Source organism: Maritimibacter sp. DP1N21-5, assembly GCF_019218295.1.
Taxonomy (GTDB): domain Bacteria; phylum Pseudomonadota; class Alphaproteobacteria; order Rhodobacterales; family Rhodobacteraceae; genus Maritimibacter.
This window is the reverse complement of the sequence record NZ_JAHUZF010000002.1, coordinates 37,175-55,364: the sequence shown is the minus strand read 5'-3', so window position 1 is coordinate 55,364 and position 18,190 is coordinate 37,175. Positions and strand designations below refer to the sequence as shown.

The following is an 18,190-nucleotide window of genomic DNA, read 5'->3' as shown; positions in this document are numbered from 1 at the left end:
GCGATGGAAGCTTACGGCATGGCCGGGCATCTTGTCCGGCGACTCAACCAGATTTCCGGGGCGGTTTTCGCGCGCCGCATGCAGGAGGCGGGGGTCGATCTGACCTCGGTCCAGTTCGCGGCGATGGATGCCCTCGCGAGCCATCCGGGGATCGACCAGGCCGGGGTGGCGGCCCGGATCGCCTATGACCGGGCGACGATCGGCGGCGTCATCGACCGGCTGGTGGGCAAGGGTTATGTCGAGCGGATCGTGTCGAAACGCGACCGGCGCGCGCGGGAGGTGCGGCTGACGACAGAGGGGGCGCAGGTCTTCGAGGAAATTCTTCCCATCGTGCGGGACTTGCAGGACGAGATCCTCGGCGGGCTTTCGGAGGAAGAGCGCGGGGCGTTTCTGGCGCTGGCGCAGAAGGCGGTAGAAGGCGGGAATACGCCATAGGACTTGTTTGCGGGAAACACGGGACAGCGTTTGTTGGATCGACTTTCGCTTGCGCGAAATCCGACCGGCTGGGGGAGGTTTCACCTCCCCCAGACCCCCACCAAGGTATTTATGAAGCAGTGAAGGAACGAAGGGCTTTGTCTGGACGCGGCCGTCAGACCAGGTCCCGAGCGTGCAGGAGAGCGGTCAACTCGGCCAGGCTCTCTTCCTCGGTTTTGCCGGAGGTGTCGAGGCTTTCCTCGGCCTTCTCGTAGAGCGCTTCGCGCGAGGTGAGGATGGATTTGAGCTGATCCATGGCCTCCGGGTTGCCGGCCATGGGGCGTTCGTCGCCCTGTTCGCGCACGCGCGCCATGTGTTCGGCGGGGGTCGCCTTGACCCAGATGGTGTGGAAATGGGTGAGCAGGCGGTTGTAGGTCTCGGGCTCGGCCACGATGCCGCCCGCGACGGCGAGGATCATCGTGTCATGGGTCGCGATGACCCGCGACAGGGCTTGCGCCTCGAGCCGGCGGTATCCTTCCTGACCGTAGAAGGCCATGACCTCGTCCACCGGCATGCCGGCCTGTTCCTCGATTTCGCGATTGAGTTCGACGAAGGGGATGCCGAGCGCCTGTCCGGCCCGGCGTCCGAGCGTCGATTTCCCGGCGCCGCGCAGCCCGATGAGACAGACTCGATGGGCGCGTTTCTCGGTCGCGGGTTCAGGCGAGAGCGTTGCGCGGACCGTGGCCTGAATGTCGGCGTTGGCGGTGCGGTAGAGATCGGCGATCCTGAGCGCATCGGAGGTCCAGGGATCGTCCTCGCCCACGAGCCATTCGATCTTGTGATCGAGGGCATAGGCGACCTTCTGCAAGAGTGCGATGGAGATGTTGCCCTCGCCCGCTTCGAGCTGGGCCAAGTAGCGAGGTGAGACGCCGGATCGTTCCGACAGGACCCGGCGCGGGATACCCTTGCGGTCCCGCGCCCGGCGGACGCGTTCCCCCACGCGGGCGATGAGGTCGTCGGTCAGGCGGTCAGCCTCGTTCCGGACCTCGGTCTGGGCCTGCGCTTCGCCCCGGAAGTTGGTGATCTCGCTCATCGGGTCCGGCTAAATGTTCCTTATAGTGCACTGAATCTAGGCGGTGTGAGGGATAGGGGCAAAGGGTTTCGCGCATTAATCGGGATATAGTGCACAAAATCCTCAGCTCGGCAGATGCGCCTCCAGCGCGCGGCGCAGGTGAGCGGGGATCGTCTGCTTTTCGAACGTCGAGGCGACGGTCACGACCTCGACGAAAGTACCCTGAAAGCACAAGGTTCCATTCTGGAAACCTTCGACCTGAAAGGTGACCGATGCGGTGCCGAGTTTCGTGGGGAAGACGCGGCAGATGAGTGGATGGCGCGGCGTGACCGGCGCGCGGAAGTCGATGGACATATGCACGAAGGGCATGCCCATGTCGTTGTCCAGCTCCTGCACGAACCAGCCGCCGCCGAGGTGGGCGTGTAGGAAGGCGTTGATGCTATCGAGGCACCAGTTCGGGATGCGGCCGGTATAGGCGATCTTGGCCGGGTCGCAGTCGCCCCAGCCCACCATGATCTCATGCTCGAAAGTCATCAGTAGGTCTCGACGTGGTAACGCCCCTCTTCACGCATCTTGTCGCGGATCGGTTTCCATTCGAGCCCTTCGCCGCGTGCGATGTCGGCCAGCGCTTCTTCCACGCCCTGCTCCATCTCTTTCTTGCCACAGATGTAGACATAGGCCTTGTCGGACTTGAGAAGCTGGGCCACGCGCTCCTTCTCGTCCCGCAGCTTGTCCTGCACGTATTGCTTGGGCTGATCGTCGAGCCGCGAAAAGGCAAAGACCTTGTGCATATAGTCGTCCGGCACCTTCTTGAGCGGGCCGAAATAGGGCAATTCACCTTGCTTGCGGGCCCCGAAGACGAGCGTCAGCTTGCCCTTGTTGGTCGGCATCTCGCGCTGACGGCGCATGGTGAAGCCGCGGAAGGGGGCCGAACCCGTGCCGGTGCAGATCATGAGAAGTTCCGCATCCGGATCGGAGGGAAGAAGGAAGGTCGAGCCGAAAGGCCCGGTGACCTTGACCTGATCGCCTTTCTTCAAATCGCAGACATAGTTCGACGCGACCCCGTGCAACTCGCGCTTCACGGTGAGGGACATGTTGTTGTAGCCGGGGCGTTCGCCGTCACGGGGCGAGGACACGGAATAAAGACGCGGCAGGTGAGGTTTTCCGTCCGCGGTCTCGCCGGGTGGAATGATTCCGACCGATTGACCCTCGAGCGCGGGCATCGGGGCGGCGCCGAAGTCGAGGATGATGTGGCGGACGTCGGCATCGCTGTCTTCGGCGGTCAGGCGGTAGTTGCCTTGCACCGTCGCAATCACCGGTTTGCCGAGGTTGTAGAGGTTCACCGTCGCCTTGGACGCGGTCTTGGGCGCGACCGATTTGCCGCCCGCACCGGAATGCGCTTCGGCGAGGAGCGCGGCCATCGCTTCGTCGAGAGCCTCCATGCTGCCGTCCCCGTCGGCCGAGGGCGCGATGTCTTCCTGTGCCGGAAGCTCGTCCCAGCCGAATTGGTCGTCGAGCGAATAGGGTTCGGCGACCACGCGCCATTCGTCGATGGAGCCGGTCGGGCAGACCGGGATGCAGTCCATGCAGAAGTTGCACTTTTCCGCGTCCACCACGACGTTGTCGTCATTGTGGGTGATCGCCTCGATCGGGCAGGTCATCTCGCAGGTGTAGCAACGGATGCAAATTTCCGGGTCGATCAGGTGTTGCTTGAGCGGCTTGTTCATCTGGCTGGTCCTGCGGCGACGATTATGGGGGAGCGCCCCGGAGCGACATCGGGGCGCGAATTGATCTGGCTTGATCGGGCGCAAGCGTCCGAGGCAATGTGACCGGGGTCTCAGCGATTGGCCTATTTGGCCTTGAGCACCATGTCCGGCACGACGAGCGCCTCGATCAACTCATGGCAGAGGCCTTTGCAATCGGTGCACCCGACACAGCCGGACTTGAGGCCGGTGAGCGTGGCGCCGAGTTCACGTGTGCGCGGGGCGAAACCCGCCTTGCGGTCGATTTGCATGGTGTCCTCCCGTTTGGTGAGGTGGGCGAGGTTGCCCTCGCCCGATCCTATCACGTGGTTTGGCCTACGCCATATGGAGCTTCACGTATTCGAAGTCACCGGGCTTGTTGTCGATGCCGACTTTCGGCGGGGCGATCCAGCCCGCATATTGGCCCGGCTCGGTCACGGGGACCATGAGCGACTGGATGAAGTCGCCATCCGCGTGGGTGGGGAGCCATTGCGGGATGCCTGCGTCATAGTCGGCGCCCGACACCATCACCCCTTCGGGGTTGAAGTTGTGGCCGGCGAAAACACCGATCTTGCGGTTGAAGCTCTCATGCGGAAGCTTCAGCTCGAACTGAACGCCGGACTTCTCGGTGATCTTGTTCCAGCGGCCCACGCCGCCGGCGGCATCGTTGATGTAGTCGTCACGCAGGCGCATGTTGATCGCGGTAAGCGCGGGCACCTCGCGCTGCACGACCTTGCCGTCCTCGAAGTCCCAGACCTTGTAGGTCGCGTCCTTGAGTTGGTGGTCGTCGTCGATCCGGTGCTCATGGTAACGGCCCTTGATCCCGGCGTTGAAGGCGTTCGCCGCGTTAGTCGACACTTCCTGCCCGAAGAGGTCGAGCGAGAGCGTGTAGTGCAGGTTCAGCTTCTTCTGGATCGTGGGGAGGTCGATGACGCCCAGCGAGCGGATCTTCTCGATGTCGTAGGGGTCTTCGATGCCGTTCTCGCGCATCACCTGACAGGTCCGCTCGATGGTGCGGCCGACGCCGGTTTCGCCCACGAACATATGGTGGGCTTCTTCGGTCAGCATGAAGCGACAAGTGCGCGACAGCGGGTCGAAGCCGGATTGCGCCAGCGACTCGAGCTGCATCTTGCCGTCACGGTCGGTGAAATAGGTGAACATGAAGAACGACAGCCAGTCCGGCGTTTCCTCGTTGAAGGCGCCGAGCATACGCGGGGCTTCTTCCGACCCGGAGGAGCGGATGAGCAGGTCGTCGGCTTCTTCGCGGCCGTCTTTGCCGAAGTATTTCTGGAGCAGATAGACCATCGCCCAGAGGTGACGGCCCTCTTCCACGTTCACCTGGAAGAGGTTGCGCATGTCGTAAAGCGACGGCGCGGTGAGGCCCAGGAAGCGCTGCTGTTCGACAGACCCCGGTTCGGTGTCGCCCTGAATGACGATGAGGCGCTTCATGAGGTTGCGGTATTCGCCAGGCACTTCCTGCCAGGCGGGCTGGCCGTAGTGTTCACCACAGGGGATCGTGCGTCCTTCCACCTGCGGAGCAAGGAGCACGCCCCAGCGGTATTCCGGCATCTTCACGTAATCGAATTTCGCCCAGCCCTTCGGGTCCACGGACACCGCCGTGCGCAGGTAAACCATGGACTTCTGGAATTTCTCGGGGATCAGGTCATTCCACCAGTTGATGTAGCCGGGGTGCCATTTTTCAAGCGCCTTCAGCACCTTGCGGTCGGCGGAGAGGCCCACATTGTTCGGGATCTGGGTGTCGTAGCTGACGTTGATGAGATCGGCCATGTCGTCTTCCTCCTATACCGCGCTTACACGCGTTCCATGTTGTAATCGCCGCGCACGCCGGTGCCGTAGCGCTGAAGCGCCCCGTCCTTGCCCACGGCGTTCGGGCGGTTGAAAATCCAGTTCTGCCAGGCGGTCAGGCGACCAAAGATGCGGGTCTCCATCGTCTCGGGTCCGGCGAAGCGCAGGTTGGCCTCCATCCCGGTCATCGCGTCGGGGGAGAAGGACGCGCGCTCTTCCATGAAGATGCGGATTTCGTCGTCCCAGTCGATGTCGTCGAGGATCATGGTCACGAGACCCTGCTCGTCGGCCGCTTCTGCCTCGAGCGCCTCGCCAATGGCGGCGCGCGCCGCTTCGAGGCTTTCGGGTTCACCAAGGAACCGGGTTTCGAGCCGCGACAGGTCGTTGCCCATCGGGTAGAGACCGAAGTTCGAATTGGACAGCGTGATCGTCGCGGTCGGACGATTGTCGCCCTCGAACTCGTCTTCCATCATGTAGCTGCGGTCGACGGCGAAGAGGATCTCTGCCAGCACACCGGCGTAGCAGGACCCGTGCTCGACCAGAGCGGCAAGCGACCGGGAGGTGACGTCGATCCGTTTCAGGACGCGCTTCCAGTATTGCAGGATCTCGTTCGCGAGCCAGTTGTCGGCATTGGCGGTCAGGATCTCCTCGTGGGCGATGACCTGTTCCGGGTCGCCCTGCGTGCGGAAGACCCAAAGGCCAAGCTCCATCTCGTTGAGACGCAGGTGCAGGATCGCATCGTCCAACTCGCGGGCGAGCTTGAGCATGTAGCCCTGATCGCCCTGGGCCACCACGTCGTCGATGGAGGCGGGAGCGTCGGCATTGGGACCAGCGAGGGTGATCGTGGCCTTCCGGCCGTCACGGTCGATCTCGACTTCGACGAGGTCATAATGAACCGCATCGGCTTCGACCTTGCGGTCGATAGGGCCGAGGGTGATGCCCTGCGCCACATCCGCCTTGGACGAATTGGCGGCAAACTCGCGCGCACGTTCCGCGACGGTCTCATCGAACTTCGAGTTCGGGATCACCTCGTCCACCAGGCGCCAGTCCACGGCGCGCTTGCCTTTCACGCCCTCTTCGATCGAACAGAAGATGTCTGCCCGGTCGCGGCGCACCTTCCGCTTGTCGGTCACGCGGGTGAGGCCCCCGGTGCCCGGCAGCACGGCCAGAAGCGGCACTTCGGGCAGCGCGACCGAGGACGTGGAGTCGTCGGTCAGCATGATGTGGTTGCAGGCAAGCGCGAGCTCATAGCCACCGCCTGCGCAGGCGCCTTTGACGGCCGCGATCCATTTCTGGCCGGAGTCCGCTTCGGCGGCCTCGAAGGTGTTGCGGGTCTCGTTGGTGAACTTGCAGAAGTTGACCTTGTGCGAGTGGGCTGCGCCGCCCAGCATGCGGATGTTGGCACCTGCGCAGAAGACCTTGTCCTTGGCCGACTTCATCACCACGGTCTTCACTTCCGGGTGCTCGAAGCGCATCCGCTGGACCACGTCGGCCAGCTCGATATCGACGCCGAGATCGTAGGAGTTGAGCTTCAGCTGATAGCCGTCGAACAGGCCGCCGTTTTCGTCCACGTCCATGAAGACGGTGGCCACGGGGCCGTCATATTCCACTTTCCAGTGGCGGTATTTGGACGGGTCGGTCCGGAAGTCGATCACCTTGCTCATGGCGGGGTCTCCTTGTTCGCGTTGGAGGCAATATAGTGCGCGTCACGCTCCGCGTAAACCCTTACATGCACTATATTGCCAATTAAAGTTCATATATTTTATAGTAAGTTAAGCGACAGCAATTCACGCCAATGCGCTATTCTGCACTATAGTGCACATTTCTGGAGAGCGCGTTCGCGAGTGATTCCCGCTCCCGCCGCGCCCAGTCCACATGCCTGCCCTGCCCCGCCCGGGACAGGTGGTCGTCGATCAGGGGAAGGATCCGGGCGACAGCGTTGGGTCGATCCATGGCCAGCTTCAGCCGCGCATTGGCAAGTTGGATCAGCGCCGCCATCTCGGCCTTCTCGGGTGAATTCGGAGGCAGGTCCATCCAGACCGGCTCCCATGCCTCATGCGCTTCCCAGAAGAACCCGGCGCGATATTGCGCGAAGCCTTCGGCCAGACCGGACTCGATGCTTCCCTCGGGTGGACGGGCGTTGCGGCCCGGTATGTGGGGCTCCCGGGTCACACGCCTTCCGGCAGCGCCGCTTCGATGTCTTCGAGGCGACGGCAGAAGTCGGTGATCGCATCCAGCGTCTCGGTGGGTTTCTCGAGATGCGGCGCGTGACGGGCGCCGTCGATGATCGCGGTATCGACCGGGGAATAGGTGCGGCTCTCGATCTCTTCGATCTGGGCAAGCGTGCCGTATTGGTCGTCCCGCCCCTGGATCGCGAGGCAGGGAATGCGCCAGTAGTCGATGACCTCGGCCACGTTCCACGACCTGAAGCCGGGCGCGAGCCAGCTGTCATTCCAGCCCCGGAAGGTGTTCTCGGGATCGCGATGATACTTGGCCATACGGGTCCGCATGTCGGTCGTCTCAAAGGCGTCGCGCGCCTTTTCGATCTCGGCCAGCCCCAAGGGCTCGGTGAAGAAATGCGGTGCGATGAGAATGAGCGCGCGGACCCGCATGTCCGACACCCGGCCCGCGTATTCCGCCGCGATCGTGGCCCCGTCGGAATGACCGAGCAACACGAAACGATCGGAGTCGAGCGCGTCCAGAACCTCGGGCAGCACGTCAACGGCCTCACGGGTCATATAGTCGAGCGGTCGCGGCAGATCGGCCAGATCGGATTGGCCATAGCCCGCCCGGGAAAAGGCCATGACGCCGAATCCGGTGGCATTGGCGATCCGTTCGGGAAAGTCGCGCCACAGCGCCGTGGCCCCGAGCCCTTCGTGCAGCATGACGATGGTCGGCGCCTCCGACGGCGGCCGTCCCCAGCAGCGGTATTCGAGGCTCTTGCCGTCGGCCGTGAACGTTCCCTGGGTCCACTCCAAAGCCATCAGCAGGTTTCCCGAAGCTTGAACCGCTGGACCTTGCCGGTGGCCGTCTTGGGCAATTCGTCGACGATCTCAACCCAGCGCGGGTACTTCCACATGCCGATCTTGTCTTTCACGAAACTCTTGATGTCGTCCTGCGACGGGGGCGCTACGCCTTCTTTCAGCACGATATAGGCAGCAGGCTTGATCAGATCGCCGTCATCGGCACGCGCCACGACGGCGGCTTCGAGCACGGCGGGATGGTCGACCAACGCCTGTTCGACCTCGAAGGGCGACACCCAGATGCCAGAGACCTTGAACATGTCATCGGTCCGCCCGCAGTAGACATATCGACCCTCGGGCGTGCATTCGTATTTGTCGCCGGTGCGGGTCCAATGCCCCTGGAATGTCGCCTGCGACTTCGACCGGCGGTTCCAGTAGCCTTCGGCGCTCGACGGACCTCGGACGAGCAGCTCGCCCACCTCGCCCGGGGGCACGTCTTCGTCATGCTCGTCCACCAGCCGAACGTCGTATCCCGGCACGGCCTTGCCCGAGGTGCCATAGACGATGTCACCGGGCGCGTTGGACAGGAAGATGTGCAGCATCTCGGTCGAACCGACGCCATCGACGATGGGGGCTTTCCAGATCTTCTGCCAGCGTTCACCGACCTCTCGCGGCAGCGCTTCGCCCGCCGAGGTGCAGATGCGCACCTGATGATCGGGGTCAGTGCCCGCCTTTTCCTGCGCGGCGACCATTGCGGCGTAGAGCGTCGGCACGGCGCAGAAGACGGTGGGACGTTCGTTCGCAAGGATAGCCGAAACACTGTCTGGCGTCGGGCGGCCGCCGAAGATGATCGTCGTCGCCCCAACCGACATCGGGAAGCTCATCGCGTTGCCCATGCCATAGGCGAAGAACATCTTGGCCACCGAGAACACCGTGTCGTCCTCGCGAATGCCCAGCACCTGCGCGCCGAAGGTGTCGGCCGTCGCCTTGAGCGAGCCGTGCACATGGCGCACGCCCTTGGGCGTCCCGGTCGAACCGGAGGAATAGAGCCAGAAGGCGAGCTCGTCGGCAGAGGCGTCGCAAGTTTCCTCGACCTCGGCGCCCGCGACGAAATCCGCGAAGCTTTCGGTGCCCTCGGGTTTGTCGCCGACAACCACGACGCTGCGAAGAAAGCGGTTGCCGTCGATCGCGGGTTTCACGGTTTCCCAGAGGTCCCTGGACACCACGAGGATGGACGCACGGCTGTCCGCGAGGATCGCCTCGTAGACCTGCGCCGAGAGGAGCGTGTTCAGCGGCACCGGGATGGCGCCGGCCTTCAGCGCGCCCCAGAAGGAAATCGGGAACTCCAACTCGTCGCGCAGGATCATCGCGACACGTTCTTCGCGCCGCACCCCGTGGCGCAGGAGCGCACCCGCGAATTGACCGGACTGCTCGGCCAGTTCGCCATAGGTGAGCGACCGCTTCAGCCCGTCCGCCTCTCGGAAGGCGACCTTGTCCACGCGGCCTTCGGTCACGTGGCGGTCCACGAAATAGACCGCTGCGTTCTCGTTCGTCATGTGATCCTCCCTGCGGATGCCTCCTCGCACCCGGAAATGCTGTCTGTCCGGTTATTTGCCGGTGAATTCGATGGCGCCGTCAGGCAGGAGGTAGAGCACATAGGCTTCGCCTCCCGTGACGGTGGGATGATGGTCGGAGCCGGGCGGATAGACGTACCAGCCGGGCTCGAAGGCGTCGAATTTCGGCGCGCCCTTGAGGGGCATGATTGCGCCGATCTCACCCGTGGTGTGGACGTGGTGGGGGCCCTTGACGTCTTCCATGCGGACCACATCGACCGAAAAGCTTCCCGCAGAAGCCCCCGGTTTGATCGCGCGGCTGAACTTGATGCCGCCCGCTTCGCGCGACATGAGCCAACCTTCGGCCTCGCCCTGCGCGCAAAGCTCGGTCAGACGGCGGAAATCGTGGCCGTCTTTCGGGTATTCACGGTTGAGGAAATCGGCCATCGCATCGTCGAGCGGCACGCCCTCGAGCCGGGCGGCGATGGAACCAACGAGCATGGAGAACTCTTCTGCGGCGGACATGATCCCTCCCTGAACCTCATCGAGTCGCGTTGTGCTATATAATGCACATGTACCGGCATGTCGCAAGGGTAATGGGTGGAAGTTGCACTTTTGTGCATAATTGCTCGCCGTCGCTTTCCGGGCTTGGCGACACCGCGACCCATGTCCGACCGGGGCCCCGCTCATGCCCCGGGGGCCGGGGTCCTCAGGCGGCGATCATCTCGGCGAGATCTGCGTCGCAACGGGCGACCTGACGCGCGACGAGCGCGGCCACCCGCCGGATGCGGTCAGGGTCCGGGTGATGGTCCGCGACGGCGGCCATCCGGGCCCACATCGCCTGTTCCAGCACGCGCGCGGTCAGGCGCATGAAGGGCGTTGCGATCGGTCCCGGGTCGGACCCTTCCTCGAGATGCTTGCGCGCGGCTTCCCATGCCGCGAGCGCCCGCGCCGTGGCATCGCCCTCGATGCCCTTCACGAAGCGCACAAAAGCGTCCATCGCGGCGCCGTTTTCCAGTCGCAACAGGCGCGCGGCGAGACCCATGGCGTGAATGCCCGAAGCACCTTCATAGATCGCGGCGATTCGCAGGTCGCGGTAGGTCTGTTCGATCCGGTATTCCTGAAGGTAGCCATAGCCTCCCAAGACCTGCATCCCAGTCTCGGCAGCCCGCAACCCCTGTTCGGTCGCATACCACTTGATCACATGGGTGAGAAGTTCGAGGAGCCAGGGGTCGGAGCCAGACTCCAGCGTGACGAGCGCGAGGTGAGTCATCGCGCGCGCGCCCATGGCGACGGCGTCGATCTCGTCCAGCATCCGGCGCACGTCGCCGTGTTTGTCGATGGTGACAGGCCCATTCGCGTCGCGCCCCTGCACCCGTTCGGCGGCATAGCTCGCCGCGATGTCATAGGCCCGCGCAGAATGCGCGACGCCTTGCAGCGCCACATCCACCCGTGCATGGTTCATGATCTCGAACATCGCGCGAAGCCCCTGCCCCTCGGCCCCGATGAGCTCCGCCTCGGCTCCGTCGAAAGCGAGTTGGCTGGTCGGCTGGGCGTGAAGACCCATCTTCTCTTCGATCCGAGTCGTCTTGACCGCGTTGCGCGAGCCGTCCTCCAGCACCGTAGGGCAGGCGTAAAGCGACAGGCCCTTGACGCCAGAATCCATGTCACCTGACCGCGCCAGCACCATGTGAAGGATCCCCGGCGACAGGTCCTGATCGCCTCCGGAGATGAAAATCTTCTCGCCCGTGATCCGCCAGACATCACCATCCTTCACGGCCTTGGTGCGAATCCGAGACAGGTCGGACCCTGCCCCCGGTTCGGTGAGGGCCATGGTGCCCAGCACCTCGCCCGAAGCGAGCATCGGGAGATACTTCGTCCGCTGCTCTTCGGTTCCGAAATGCTGAAACACCCGGTTGTGGCCGACGGCCAGCGACACGAGCATCTGGAAGGAATGGTTCGCGCCCATAAGGATCTCGTGAACCACGCCGCCGGTCAGCCCGTCGACGCCCATGCCACCGTATTCCTCGGGAAGCATAAGACCGGGCCAGCCGCCCTCGACATATTGCGAGAACATGGCGTGGAACTCGGGCGGCAGCACCACCCGACCGTCGATTAGCTTCGCCCCGACACGATCGCCGATTTCGTCGGTGGGCGCGATGACCCCTTCCGCGAAGGCTACGAAGTGACTCGCGATTTCGCGCGACATCTCGGGGTCGTATTCGGCAACCGAGGCGCTGTCGACCACGTGGTTGAGAACGAAGTAGATGTCGTCGAGAGGGGCGGAAAAAGGCTTCATGTCAGTCGTCCAGGGGCTTCAGATCTTGATGCAGGCGGGATCGCTATCGGAATAGAGCCGGTCGAGGATCGCCTTTCGACGGTCGAGCACCTTGCGGTAGTTGAGGTTGCCCTTGGCCGTCATCTCGCCATCGGGCATCGATGGCGGTTCGGCCAGCACCACGGCACGGGCGACACGGGTGGAGGAGCCGGAGCCCTCGCGCGCACGTTCGGCCAGTCGCCGTTCTATGTCGGACAGAAGCGATCTGTCTGTGAGCGCGCCATTCGTTTCCGTATTTTTGTAACCCTGCGCCGAGAGCACGGCGGGGTTCGGGAAGATCATGAGGCCAATGTCGCCCTTGTCCGCGCCGGTCACGACGATGTCCTGCGCGATGGGCCCGATGCAGGCCAGCATGTCGAGCCGAAGCTGCGCCGCGCGGACCCACGTGCCGGTCAGGAGCTTGAAATCCTCGGACAGGCGACCGTCGAAGCGGAGGCCCTTGTTCGGATCATTCGCTTCAAGAAAGACCATCGCGTCGCCGGTGATGAAAAAGCCCTCATCGTCGAAGGCCTCGGCCGTCTTTTCCGGGTTGCCGAGATAGCCCGTGAAGATGTTTGGCCCGCGCACGCGCACTTCGCAGCGCATGTCGTCGTCCGGGATGAGCTTGACCTCGACACCCCGCATGGGCACGCCCACGATGCCGGAGCGGTCGGTCTTTTCGTGCTGGAGAAGGCAGGCGGGCGCGGTTTCCGTTAGTCCCCAGGAGGAGTTCATCAGCGGCACCTCACCAATTTCGGCCTTGGCGAGGTCCTCGAGCCCTTCCCAGACCTTTTGTGGCAGCGAGGCGCCCGCGTAGAAGATCATGTCAGCGTTTTCGAAGTAAGCCTTACGCAGATCGAGGTCGGTCTGCATCGCGTCGACGAGACCGGCAAAGCCCACCGGCACGTTGAAGGAGATGGTGGGCGAGACCGTCTTGATGTTCTCGATGGTCCGCTTGATCAGGGCGGGCACCGGCTTGCCATCGTCGATATAGAGCGTGCCGCCATTGGCAAGAGCGAGGTTGAAGTTGTGCGACCCGCCGAAGACGTGGTTCCACGGCAGCCAGTCGCAGAGCACCGGGGGATACTCCGACAAGAAGGGGAGCGCCGCCTGAAGCTGTGCCTGGTTCGTGCACATCATCCGGTTTGTCGTCGGCACGCCTTTGGGAGCGGAGGTCGAACCGGACGTCAGAAGGATCTTGCCCACCGTATCCGGGCCGGTCGCCGCATGGGCTGCGTCCACGTCGGCCTTGCCGCCCTTCAGGAGGTCAGAGAAGGGAGTGACGGCGGTATTCTTGCCCGGGTTTGTGGCCACGACCTCGATCCCGTCGAGGATGTCGGTGGCCAGCGCCTCGGCATAGTGATCGGCATCGACGGTATAGGCCATGCGCGGCTTCACCATCTCGACCGCGTGGCGCAGGCGGCCGTGCGCCCCGTGAATGAGCGCGTATTGCTCGGCCACGGGCACGACGGGCACGCCGACATATTGGCCCGCGAGCGCGATCAGCCCGTGATCGACGCCGTTACCTGAGATGACGATCACCGGCGTGTCGCCGTTCAGGCCCCGGTCAAGGAAGGCCGCCGCAATGGTGCGCACCTGTTCGAGCGCCTCCTTGTAGCTGACTTCTCGCCAGCCGGCCCCCTGCCGTTCGGCAAGGAATGTGCGGTCGGGGGCTTCTTCCGCCCAACGATGGAGCCAGTCGCCGGTGCGATCGGCCACGGGTCCGAGCGGCTGCGCGGCCGTGTAGATCATGGCGCCGTCGGCGCGGGTTTCCACGCGTGTGTCGTGGGGGGCGTATTTCGTAGCGGTCATGGGATCAGCTCCTCCCTGTTCCAGTTTCGATCATGGCGAGTGCTGCCAGCATTGTGCGGCGATCCTCGTCAGAGACGCCGGCGTAGAGCCGGGCTTCATGTGCGTGCACGGCCTCGGTCGCCTGGGCGAGAAGCCTCGCGCCAGCCGTCGTGAGCCGCAGCGCGTAGGCACGACGGTCGGATGGGAGCCGATCACGGCTGACCAGACCTTTGGACGACAGCTCGTCGGTGACGGCGACAAGATTGGGGCGTTCGACCGACAGCGCGGATGCCAACTGAGCCTGGCTAAGACCCGGATTCTCGCCGATCAGCACGAGCGCGGAGAACGTGATCATTCGGAGCCCGAGCGGCTCCAGCGTTTGAGCAAGATCGGTGTGGATCACGTTCCACGCGCGCTTCAGGTTGAAGCCCACGAAGGGACGCAGGGCTGCATCCGTGATCGTCGCCGGCGCTGTGATCTCATCCTCCCTCATCGCCATCACCGGAAGGTGGGGTCGCGTTTTTGAAGGAAGGCCGACAGCCCTTCCATCGCATCCGGCGAGGTCTGGGTCAGCGCGGCGCAGAGGCTTTCCGTGAACAGCCCGTCAGCCTTCGACATGTCCTCGATCCGCTGGAGCGCCTGGATCATGATATAGTTCGACAGCGGCGCGTTGCCGGCGATATTGCGTGCGAGGTCCTGCGCCTTGGCAAGAGCCTCTCCCTCGCCCACGGAATAGTGCGCGAGTCCGAGCGCCAGCCCTTCATCCGCGCCATACTTGCGCCCCGTGAGCATCATCTCGACCATGCGGTCGGCACCCAGGATGCGGCCCACCCGCACCGATGCGCCGCCACCGACGAAGATGCCGCGACGGCCTTCGGGGAGCTGGAAGATCGTCGACGGCTCCGCGATGCGCACATGCGTCGAGGTGGCGAGTTCCAGCCCGCCGCCGATCACCGCACCGAACATCGCCGAAACCACCGGAAGACCGCCATACTGAATTTTGTCCATCACGACGTGCCAGCCCCGTGAATGGCGCATGGTGCCCTCGGCGTCGCGCTGGGTGTGTTCCGCGAGGTCCAGGCCCGAGCAATAGTGTCCCTCGGTCCCCGTAAGCACCACAGCCTTCACGCCCGCGGGCGGGTTGGAGAAGAAACCGTCGAGCGCCGCAAGAAGCGTGTCGTTCATGGCGTTGCGTTTGCCGGGGCGGTTCATGGTGACCGTCGCTACCCCGTCCTCGGATACTTCGACCTTGATGATGTCTTCGGCCATGACGTTTGGTCCTTCGCGCTATTTGTTATCTCGTATACCCATCGGGGCGGCAAGAAGCCCCGGCGCCGGACGCCGGGGCCTGTGTCTTTCTAGTTGACGAGGAACAGCGTGATCGTCGGGAAGGCGATGAGCAGCCCCACGCGCACGATGTCCGAAGTGATGAAATACATCACCGCCTTGTAGGTCTCGACGATGGGCGTCTGCCGGTCCATCGCGTTGATGATGAAGAGGATCATGCCAACAGGTGGCGTAATCAGCCCGGTTTCCACCACGATCAGCACGAGGATGCCGAACCAGATCGCGGTCATCTCCATGCCGACTGCATTGGCGCGCGCTTCCGTCAGACGAACTCCAAGCTCGCCCGAGAGCTGCCGCGGCACCTCCTGCCCTGCAGCCATGAGCGCGTTGATCTGGTCCATCACATCCTGCGCGACCCCCTGCGCGGCTCCGGAGGCGATTGCCTCGCGGATCATGTCGTGTTGCATCGTCACGAAATCCACCATGCCGAAATCGAGCACCGAGATGATCGGGAAGAAGATCGGGATGGTGAGCAGGATCATGGAGAGCGAATCCATGAGGCAGCCCAGCACGAGGTAGAAGGCCAGGATGATGAAGAGCACGGTGTAAGGCGAATAGTCCTGTTCGCCGACCCAGTTCGCCATGGACTGGGGCACCTGGGTGACGGCGAGGAAGCCGTTGTAGAAGGCCGCGCCCAACACGATGAAGAAGATCATGGCCGTCGAACGGGCGGTGGCCGTGAAACTGCCGATCAACGATTGTCCGGTAAGACCGCCGTTGAAAAAGGCGATGATCCCGGTCCCGAGCGCACCGACCGCAGCCCCTTCGGTCGGGGTGAAGAGCCCGCCGTAGATGCCACCGACCACGGCGCCGAAGACGATGATCACGGGCCAGACCGCGAACATCGCACGGAACCGCTCCGCCATCGGAACCGGATCACGTACACCGGCGCTTTCCGGGTTCACGCGTGCGTAGATCGAGATCACGATCATGTAGCCGAAGGCCGCGAGGAGGCCGGGGATCAGCGCGGCGGCAAAAAGTTTGGCGATGTTCTGCTCGGCGAGGATGGCATAGATCACCAGCACGACAGAGGGCGGGATGAGGATGCCAAGGGTGCCGCCGGCGGCCAGCGTCGCGGTGGAAAACCCGCCGGCATAGCCATATTTGCGCAATTCGGGAAGAGCGACGCGCCCCATGGTGGCGGCGGTCGCGAGCGACGAGCCGCAGATCGCGCCGAAGCCCGCGCAGGCGCCGATGGCGGCCATGGCGACCCCGCCCCGCTTGTGTCCGATCCAGCTTTCGGCAGCCTTGAAAAGCGCCTGGCTCATGCCGCCCAGCGTCGCGAAATGCCCCATCAGGAGGAACATCGGCACGATGGACAGGGAATAGGACGAGAAGGTGGTGAAGGTTTCGGTCTTCAGTCGCGCGAGCGCGATCTCGAAACCGCCGTTGATGACGCCCAGCCCCACGAAGCCCGCGAGGAACATGGCGAGCCCGATCGGCACGCGCAAGAAGATGAGCAGCATGAGAGCCGGGAACGACCAGAGGCCGATTTCGATGTTGGTCATGCTTCGCCCCCCTCGGCGGCGATCGTCTTGCCCGTCACGGCCTCGGCTACGCGCACACCGGCGTGCCAGAGGCCGACCACGGCACCGATCACGGCCGCGATGGACGCAGGCACATAGGACCACCAGACAGGGAATTGCAGAAGCAGCGTGGTCTGGCCAGACGACAGCTTGGACAGCATGCCGTCGTAGAGTTTCCATGCGATGATGATGAGGACGACCGCGAAGACCGCGTCGATCACGACCGAGAGCAGGCGTTGGGACCGATCTCCGAGCCAGTCGGTGAAGATGTCCACGGTGGCATGCGCGCCTGTCAGATGGGCATAGGGCAGGAAGGCGAAGATGGCGAAGGCCATGCCTGCCTCGACCAGCTCGTAGTCGCCCTTGATCGCGCCCAGACCGGTTTCGCGGCCCACGATCGAGACCACGACGATCAGGATCAGGATGCTGAGAACGAACCCGCCCGCGATGGCCAGCAGACGCGACAGGGTCAGAAAGAAGTGGTTCATGGGGTCACTCTGGTCTTCTAGAGATCAGAAAAGCGCGCGGCAGGGATCCCGCCGCGCGCGAAGATTCAGTGAGCGCCGTAGGTGTCGATGTTGGCCATGTCGGCCGCGCATTCGTCCATCAGCGTCCGGGCTTCGTCGATTAGGGCCTGGCCGTTTTCCATGGAACCGGCCCACTCTTCGTAGATCGGGTTTACGATCGGATCCCAGGCGGCTTTCGCATCTTCTTCCGAAACGGTGATGATGTTGTTGCCAAGATCCACGGCGACCTGACGAGCCGGGCCATCGGCGTCGGCCTGGGTGCCGCCGGCGAAGACCGAGAACTCGAGGCCGGAGTTGGCGTCGATCACGGCCTTGTTCTCGTCGGACAGGCCTTCGTAGACGCCCTTGTTCATGGCGAGCACGAAGGTGAGGTTGTAAAGCGCGGGGCCTTCGAACTCGGTGTGGTTGGTCACCAGTTCCGGAACCTTGAGCGCGTAGGTCACTTCCCACGGAATGGTCGTGCCGTCGATCACGCCCTTGGAGAGCGCTTCGGAAACCGCCGGGACCGGCATGCCGATCGGCTCGGCGCCGACGCGGGTGAGCAGGTCGTTCACGAGGCGCGAGCCGCCGCGGATCTTCATGCCTTCGAGGTCGGCGGGAACCGTCACCGGCTCGGCGGTGTGGAACATGCCGGGACCATGGACCCAGGTACCGATGATGTGGACGTCAGAGAACTCGCCGTCCTTCATGTGGGTATCAAACATCTTCGAATAGGCGCAGGACGCCGCGCGGGCGTCGGAGACCATGAAAGGCAGCTCGAACACTTCGGTGGTCGGGTAACGGCCGGGGGTATAGCCCACGACGGTCCAGACCACGTCGGCGATCCCGTCGATCGCCTGGTCGATCAGCTCGGGCGGCGTGCCGCCCAGCGCCATCGCGGCATAGCGTTCGACCTTGATCCGGCCTTCCGAATCTTTTTCGACATTGTCGGCCCAGACGTCGAGAACGTCTTTCGGCACGTTGGCCTGCGCAGGCAGGAACTGGTGCAGCTTGAGCGTGACTTCCTGAGCGAAAGCCGATCCGGCGGTAAGCGCGATCACAGCCGCGCCAGCGGCCAGACCCATAAGGGTCGTGCGTTTGGTCATGATTCTCCTCCCTTGACCAGATGTGGCACTATATTGCCACTATCTCA

The 18,190-nt window shown here is 63.6% G+C and carries 18 protein-coding genes; 1 reads left to right on the top strand and 17 read right to left on the bottom strand.

Annotation, left to right across the window (positions count from 1 at the left end; all coding sequences use genetic code 11):
- The first annotated feature begins 3 nt into the window (after positions 1 to 3).
- The gene (locus KJP29_RS00870) at positions 4 to 435 is read left to right on the top strand and encodes a MarR family winged helix-turn-helix transcriptional regulator (protein WP_218461652.1); all 432 of its coding nucleotides are present in this window, start codon (positions 4 to 6) and stop codon (positions 433 to 435) included.
- Between the two features lie 154 nt (positions 436 to 589).
- Here the strand turns inward: KJP29_RS00870 and KJP29_RS00865 are convergent, their stop codons facing one another.
- The 17 genes from KJP29_RS00865 to KJP29_RS00785 form a co-directional block, all read right to left on the bottom strand.
- A complete protein-coding gene (locus KJP29_RS00865) occupies positions 590 to 1,507 on the bottom strand; it encodes a helix-turn-helix transcriptional regulator (protein WP_218461651.1) in 918 nt (305 codons plus the stop codon).
- A 102-nt stretch (positions 1,508 to 1,609) separates the two neighbouring features.
- Positions 1,610 to 2,020: a thioesterase family protein gene (locus tag KJP29_RS00860; protein ID WP_218461650.1), complete on the bottom strand. Its 411-nt coding sequence runs from the start codon at positions 2,018 to 2,020 to the stop codon at positions 1,610 to 1,612.
- Positions 2,020 to 3,213, bottom strand: coding sequence for a benzoyl-CoA 2,3-epoxidase subunit BoxA (gene boxA, locus KJP29_RS00855; protein ID WP_218461649.1), 1,194 nt, complete (start codon positions 3,211 to 3,213; stop codon positions 2,020 to 2,022). The genes KJP29_RS00860 and boxA overlap by 1 nt, the downstream gene beginning before the upstream one ends.
- 122 nt (positions 3,214 to 3,335) lie before the next feature.
- Positions 3,336 to 3,500, bottom strand: a complete 165-nt coding sequence (locus KJP29_RS00850) for a hypothetical protein (RefSeq protein WP_218461648.1) — start codon at positions 3,498 to 3,500, stop codon at positions 3,336 to 3,338.
- 64 nt (positions 3,501 to 3,564) lie between these two features.
- A complete protein-coding gene (gene boxB, locus KJP29_RS00845; RefSeq protein WP_218461647.1) occupies positions 3,565 to 5,016 on the bottom strand; it encodes a benzoyl-CoA 2,3-epoxidase subunit BoxB in 1,452 nt (483 codons plus the stop codon).
- Positions 5,017 to 5,039: 23 nt separating this feature from the next.
- Positions 5,040 to 6,698, bottom strand: coding sequence for a 2,3-epoxybenzoyl-CoA dihydrolase (gene boxC, locus KJP29_RS00840; RefSeq protein WP_218461646.1), 1,659 nt, complete (start codon positions 6,696 to 6,698; stop codon positions 5,040 to 5,042).
- Positions 6,699 to 6,834: 136 nt separating this feature from the next.
- Positions 6,835 to 7,206, bottom strand: a complete 372-nt coding sequence (locus KJP29_RS00835) for a DUF309 domain-containing protein (RefSeq protein WP_218461645.1) — start codon at positions 7,204 to 7,206, stop codon at positions 6,835 to 6,837.
- Positions 7,203 to 8,018, bottom strand: a complete 816-nt coding sequence (locus KJP29_RS00830; RefSeq protein ID WP_218461644.1) for an alpha/beta fold hydrolase — start codon at positions 8,016 to 8,018, stop codon at positions 7,203 to 7,205. The genes KJP29_RS00835 and KJP29_RS00830 overlap by 4 nt, the downstream gene beginning before the upstream one ends.
- Positions 8,018 to 9,553 carry a benzoate-CoA ligase family protein gene (locus tag KJP29_RS00825; protein ID WP_218461643.1) on the bottom strand — a complete coding sequence of 512 codons (1,536 nt, stop codon included), beginning with the start codon at positions 9,551 to 9,553 and terminating at the stop codon, positions 8,018 to 8,020. The genes KJP29_RS00830 and KJP29_RS00825 overlap by 1 nt, the downstream gene beginning before the upstream one ends.
- Positions 9,554 to 9,604: 51 nt before the next feature.
- On the bottom strand, positions 9,605 to 10,075 hold the full coding sequence (locus tag KJP29_RS00820; protein WP_218461642.1) for a DUF4863 family protein: 471 nt from the start codon (positions 10,073 to 10,075) through the stop codon (positions 9,605 to 9,607).
- Positions 10,076 to 10,259: 184 nt separating this feature from the next.
- Complete coding sequence (locus KJP29_RS00815; protein ID WP_218461641.1) at positions 10,260 to 11,849, bottom strand: acyl-CoA dehydrogenase family protein; 1,590 nt, start codon at positions 11,847 to 11,849, stop codon at positions 10,260 to 10,262.
- An 18-nt stretch (positions 11,850 to 11,867) separates the two neighbouring features.
- Positions 11,868 to 13,679 carry a feruloyl-CoA synthase gene (locus KJP29_RS00810; RefSeq protein ID WP_255553380.1) on the bottom strand — a complete coding sequence of 604 codons (1,812 nt, stop codon included), beginning with the start codon at positions 13,677 to 13,679 and terminating at the stop codon, positions 11,868 to 11,870.
- 4 nt (positions 13,680 to 13,683) lie between these two features.
- Entirely contained in the window at positions 13,684 to 14,151 is a 468-nt protein-coding gene (locus tag KJP29_RS00805) for a MarR family winged helix-turn-helix transcriptional regulator (protein ID WP_218461640.1), read from the bottom strand.
- 5 nt (positions 14,152 to 14,156) lie between these two features.
- On the bottom strand, positions 14,157 to 14,927 hold the full coding sequence (locus KJP29_RS00800) for a crotonase/enoyl-CoA hydratase family protein (RefSeq protein WP_218461639.1): 771 nt from the start codon (positions 14,925 to 14,927) through the stop codon (positions 14,157 to 14,159).
- Between the two features lie 89 nt (positions 14,928 to 15,016).
- Positions 15,017 to 16,513 (bottom strand): TRAP transporter large permease, encoded by a 1,497-nt coding sequence (locus KJP29_RS00795; RefSeq protein ID WP_218461638.1) that lies wholly within the window; start codon positions 16,511 to 16,513, stop codon positions 15,017 to 15,019.
- On the bottom strand, positions 16,510 to 17,019 hold the full coding sequence (locus KJP29_RS00790; protein ID WP_218461637.1) for a TRAP transporter small permease: 510 nt from the start codon (positions 17,017 to 17,019) through the stop codon (positions 16,510 to 16,512). The genes KJP29_RS00795 and KJP29_RS00790 overlap by 4 nt, the downstream gene beginning before the upstream one ends.
- Before the next feature lie 65 nt (positions 17,020 to 17,084).
- Complete coding sequence (locus KJP29_RS00785; protein ID WP_218461636.1) at positions 17,085 to 18,143, bottom strand: TRAP transporter substrate-binding protein; 1,059 nt, start codon at positions 18,141 to 18,143, stop codon at positions 17,085 to 17,087.
- Positions 18,144 to 18,190 lie beyond the last annotated feature (47 nt).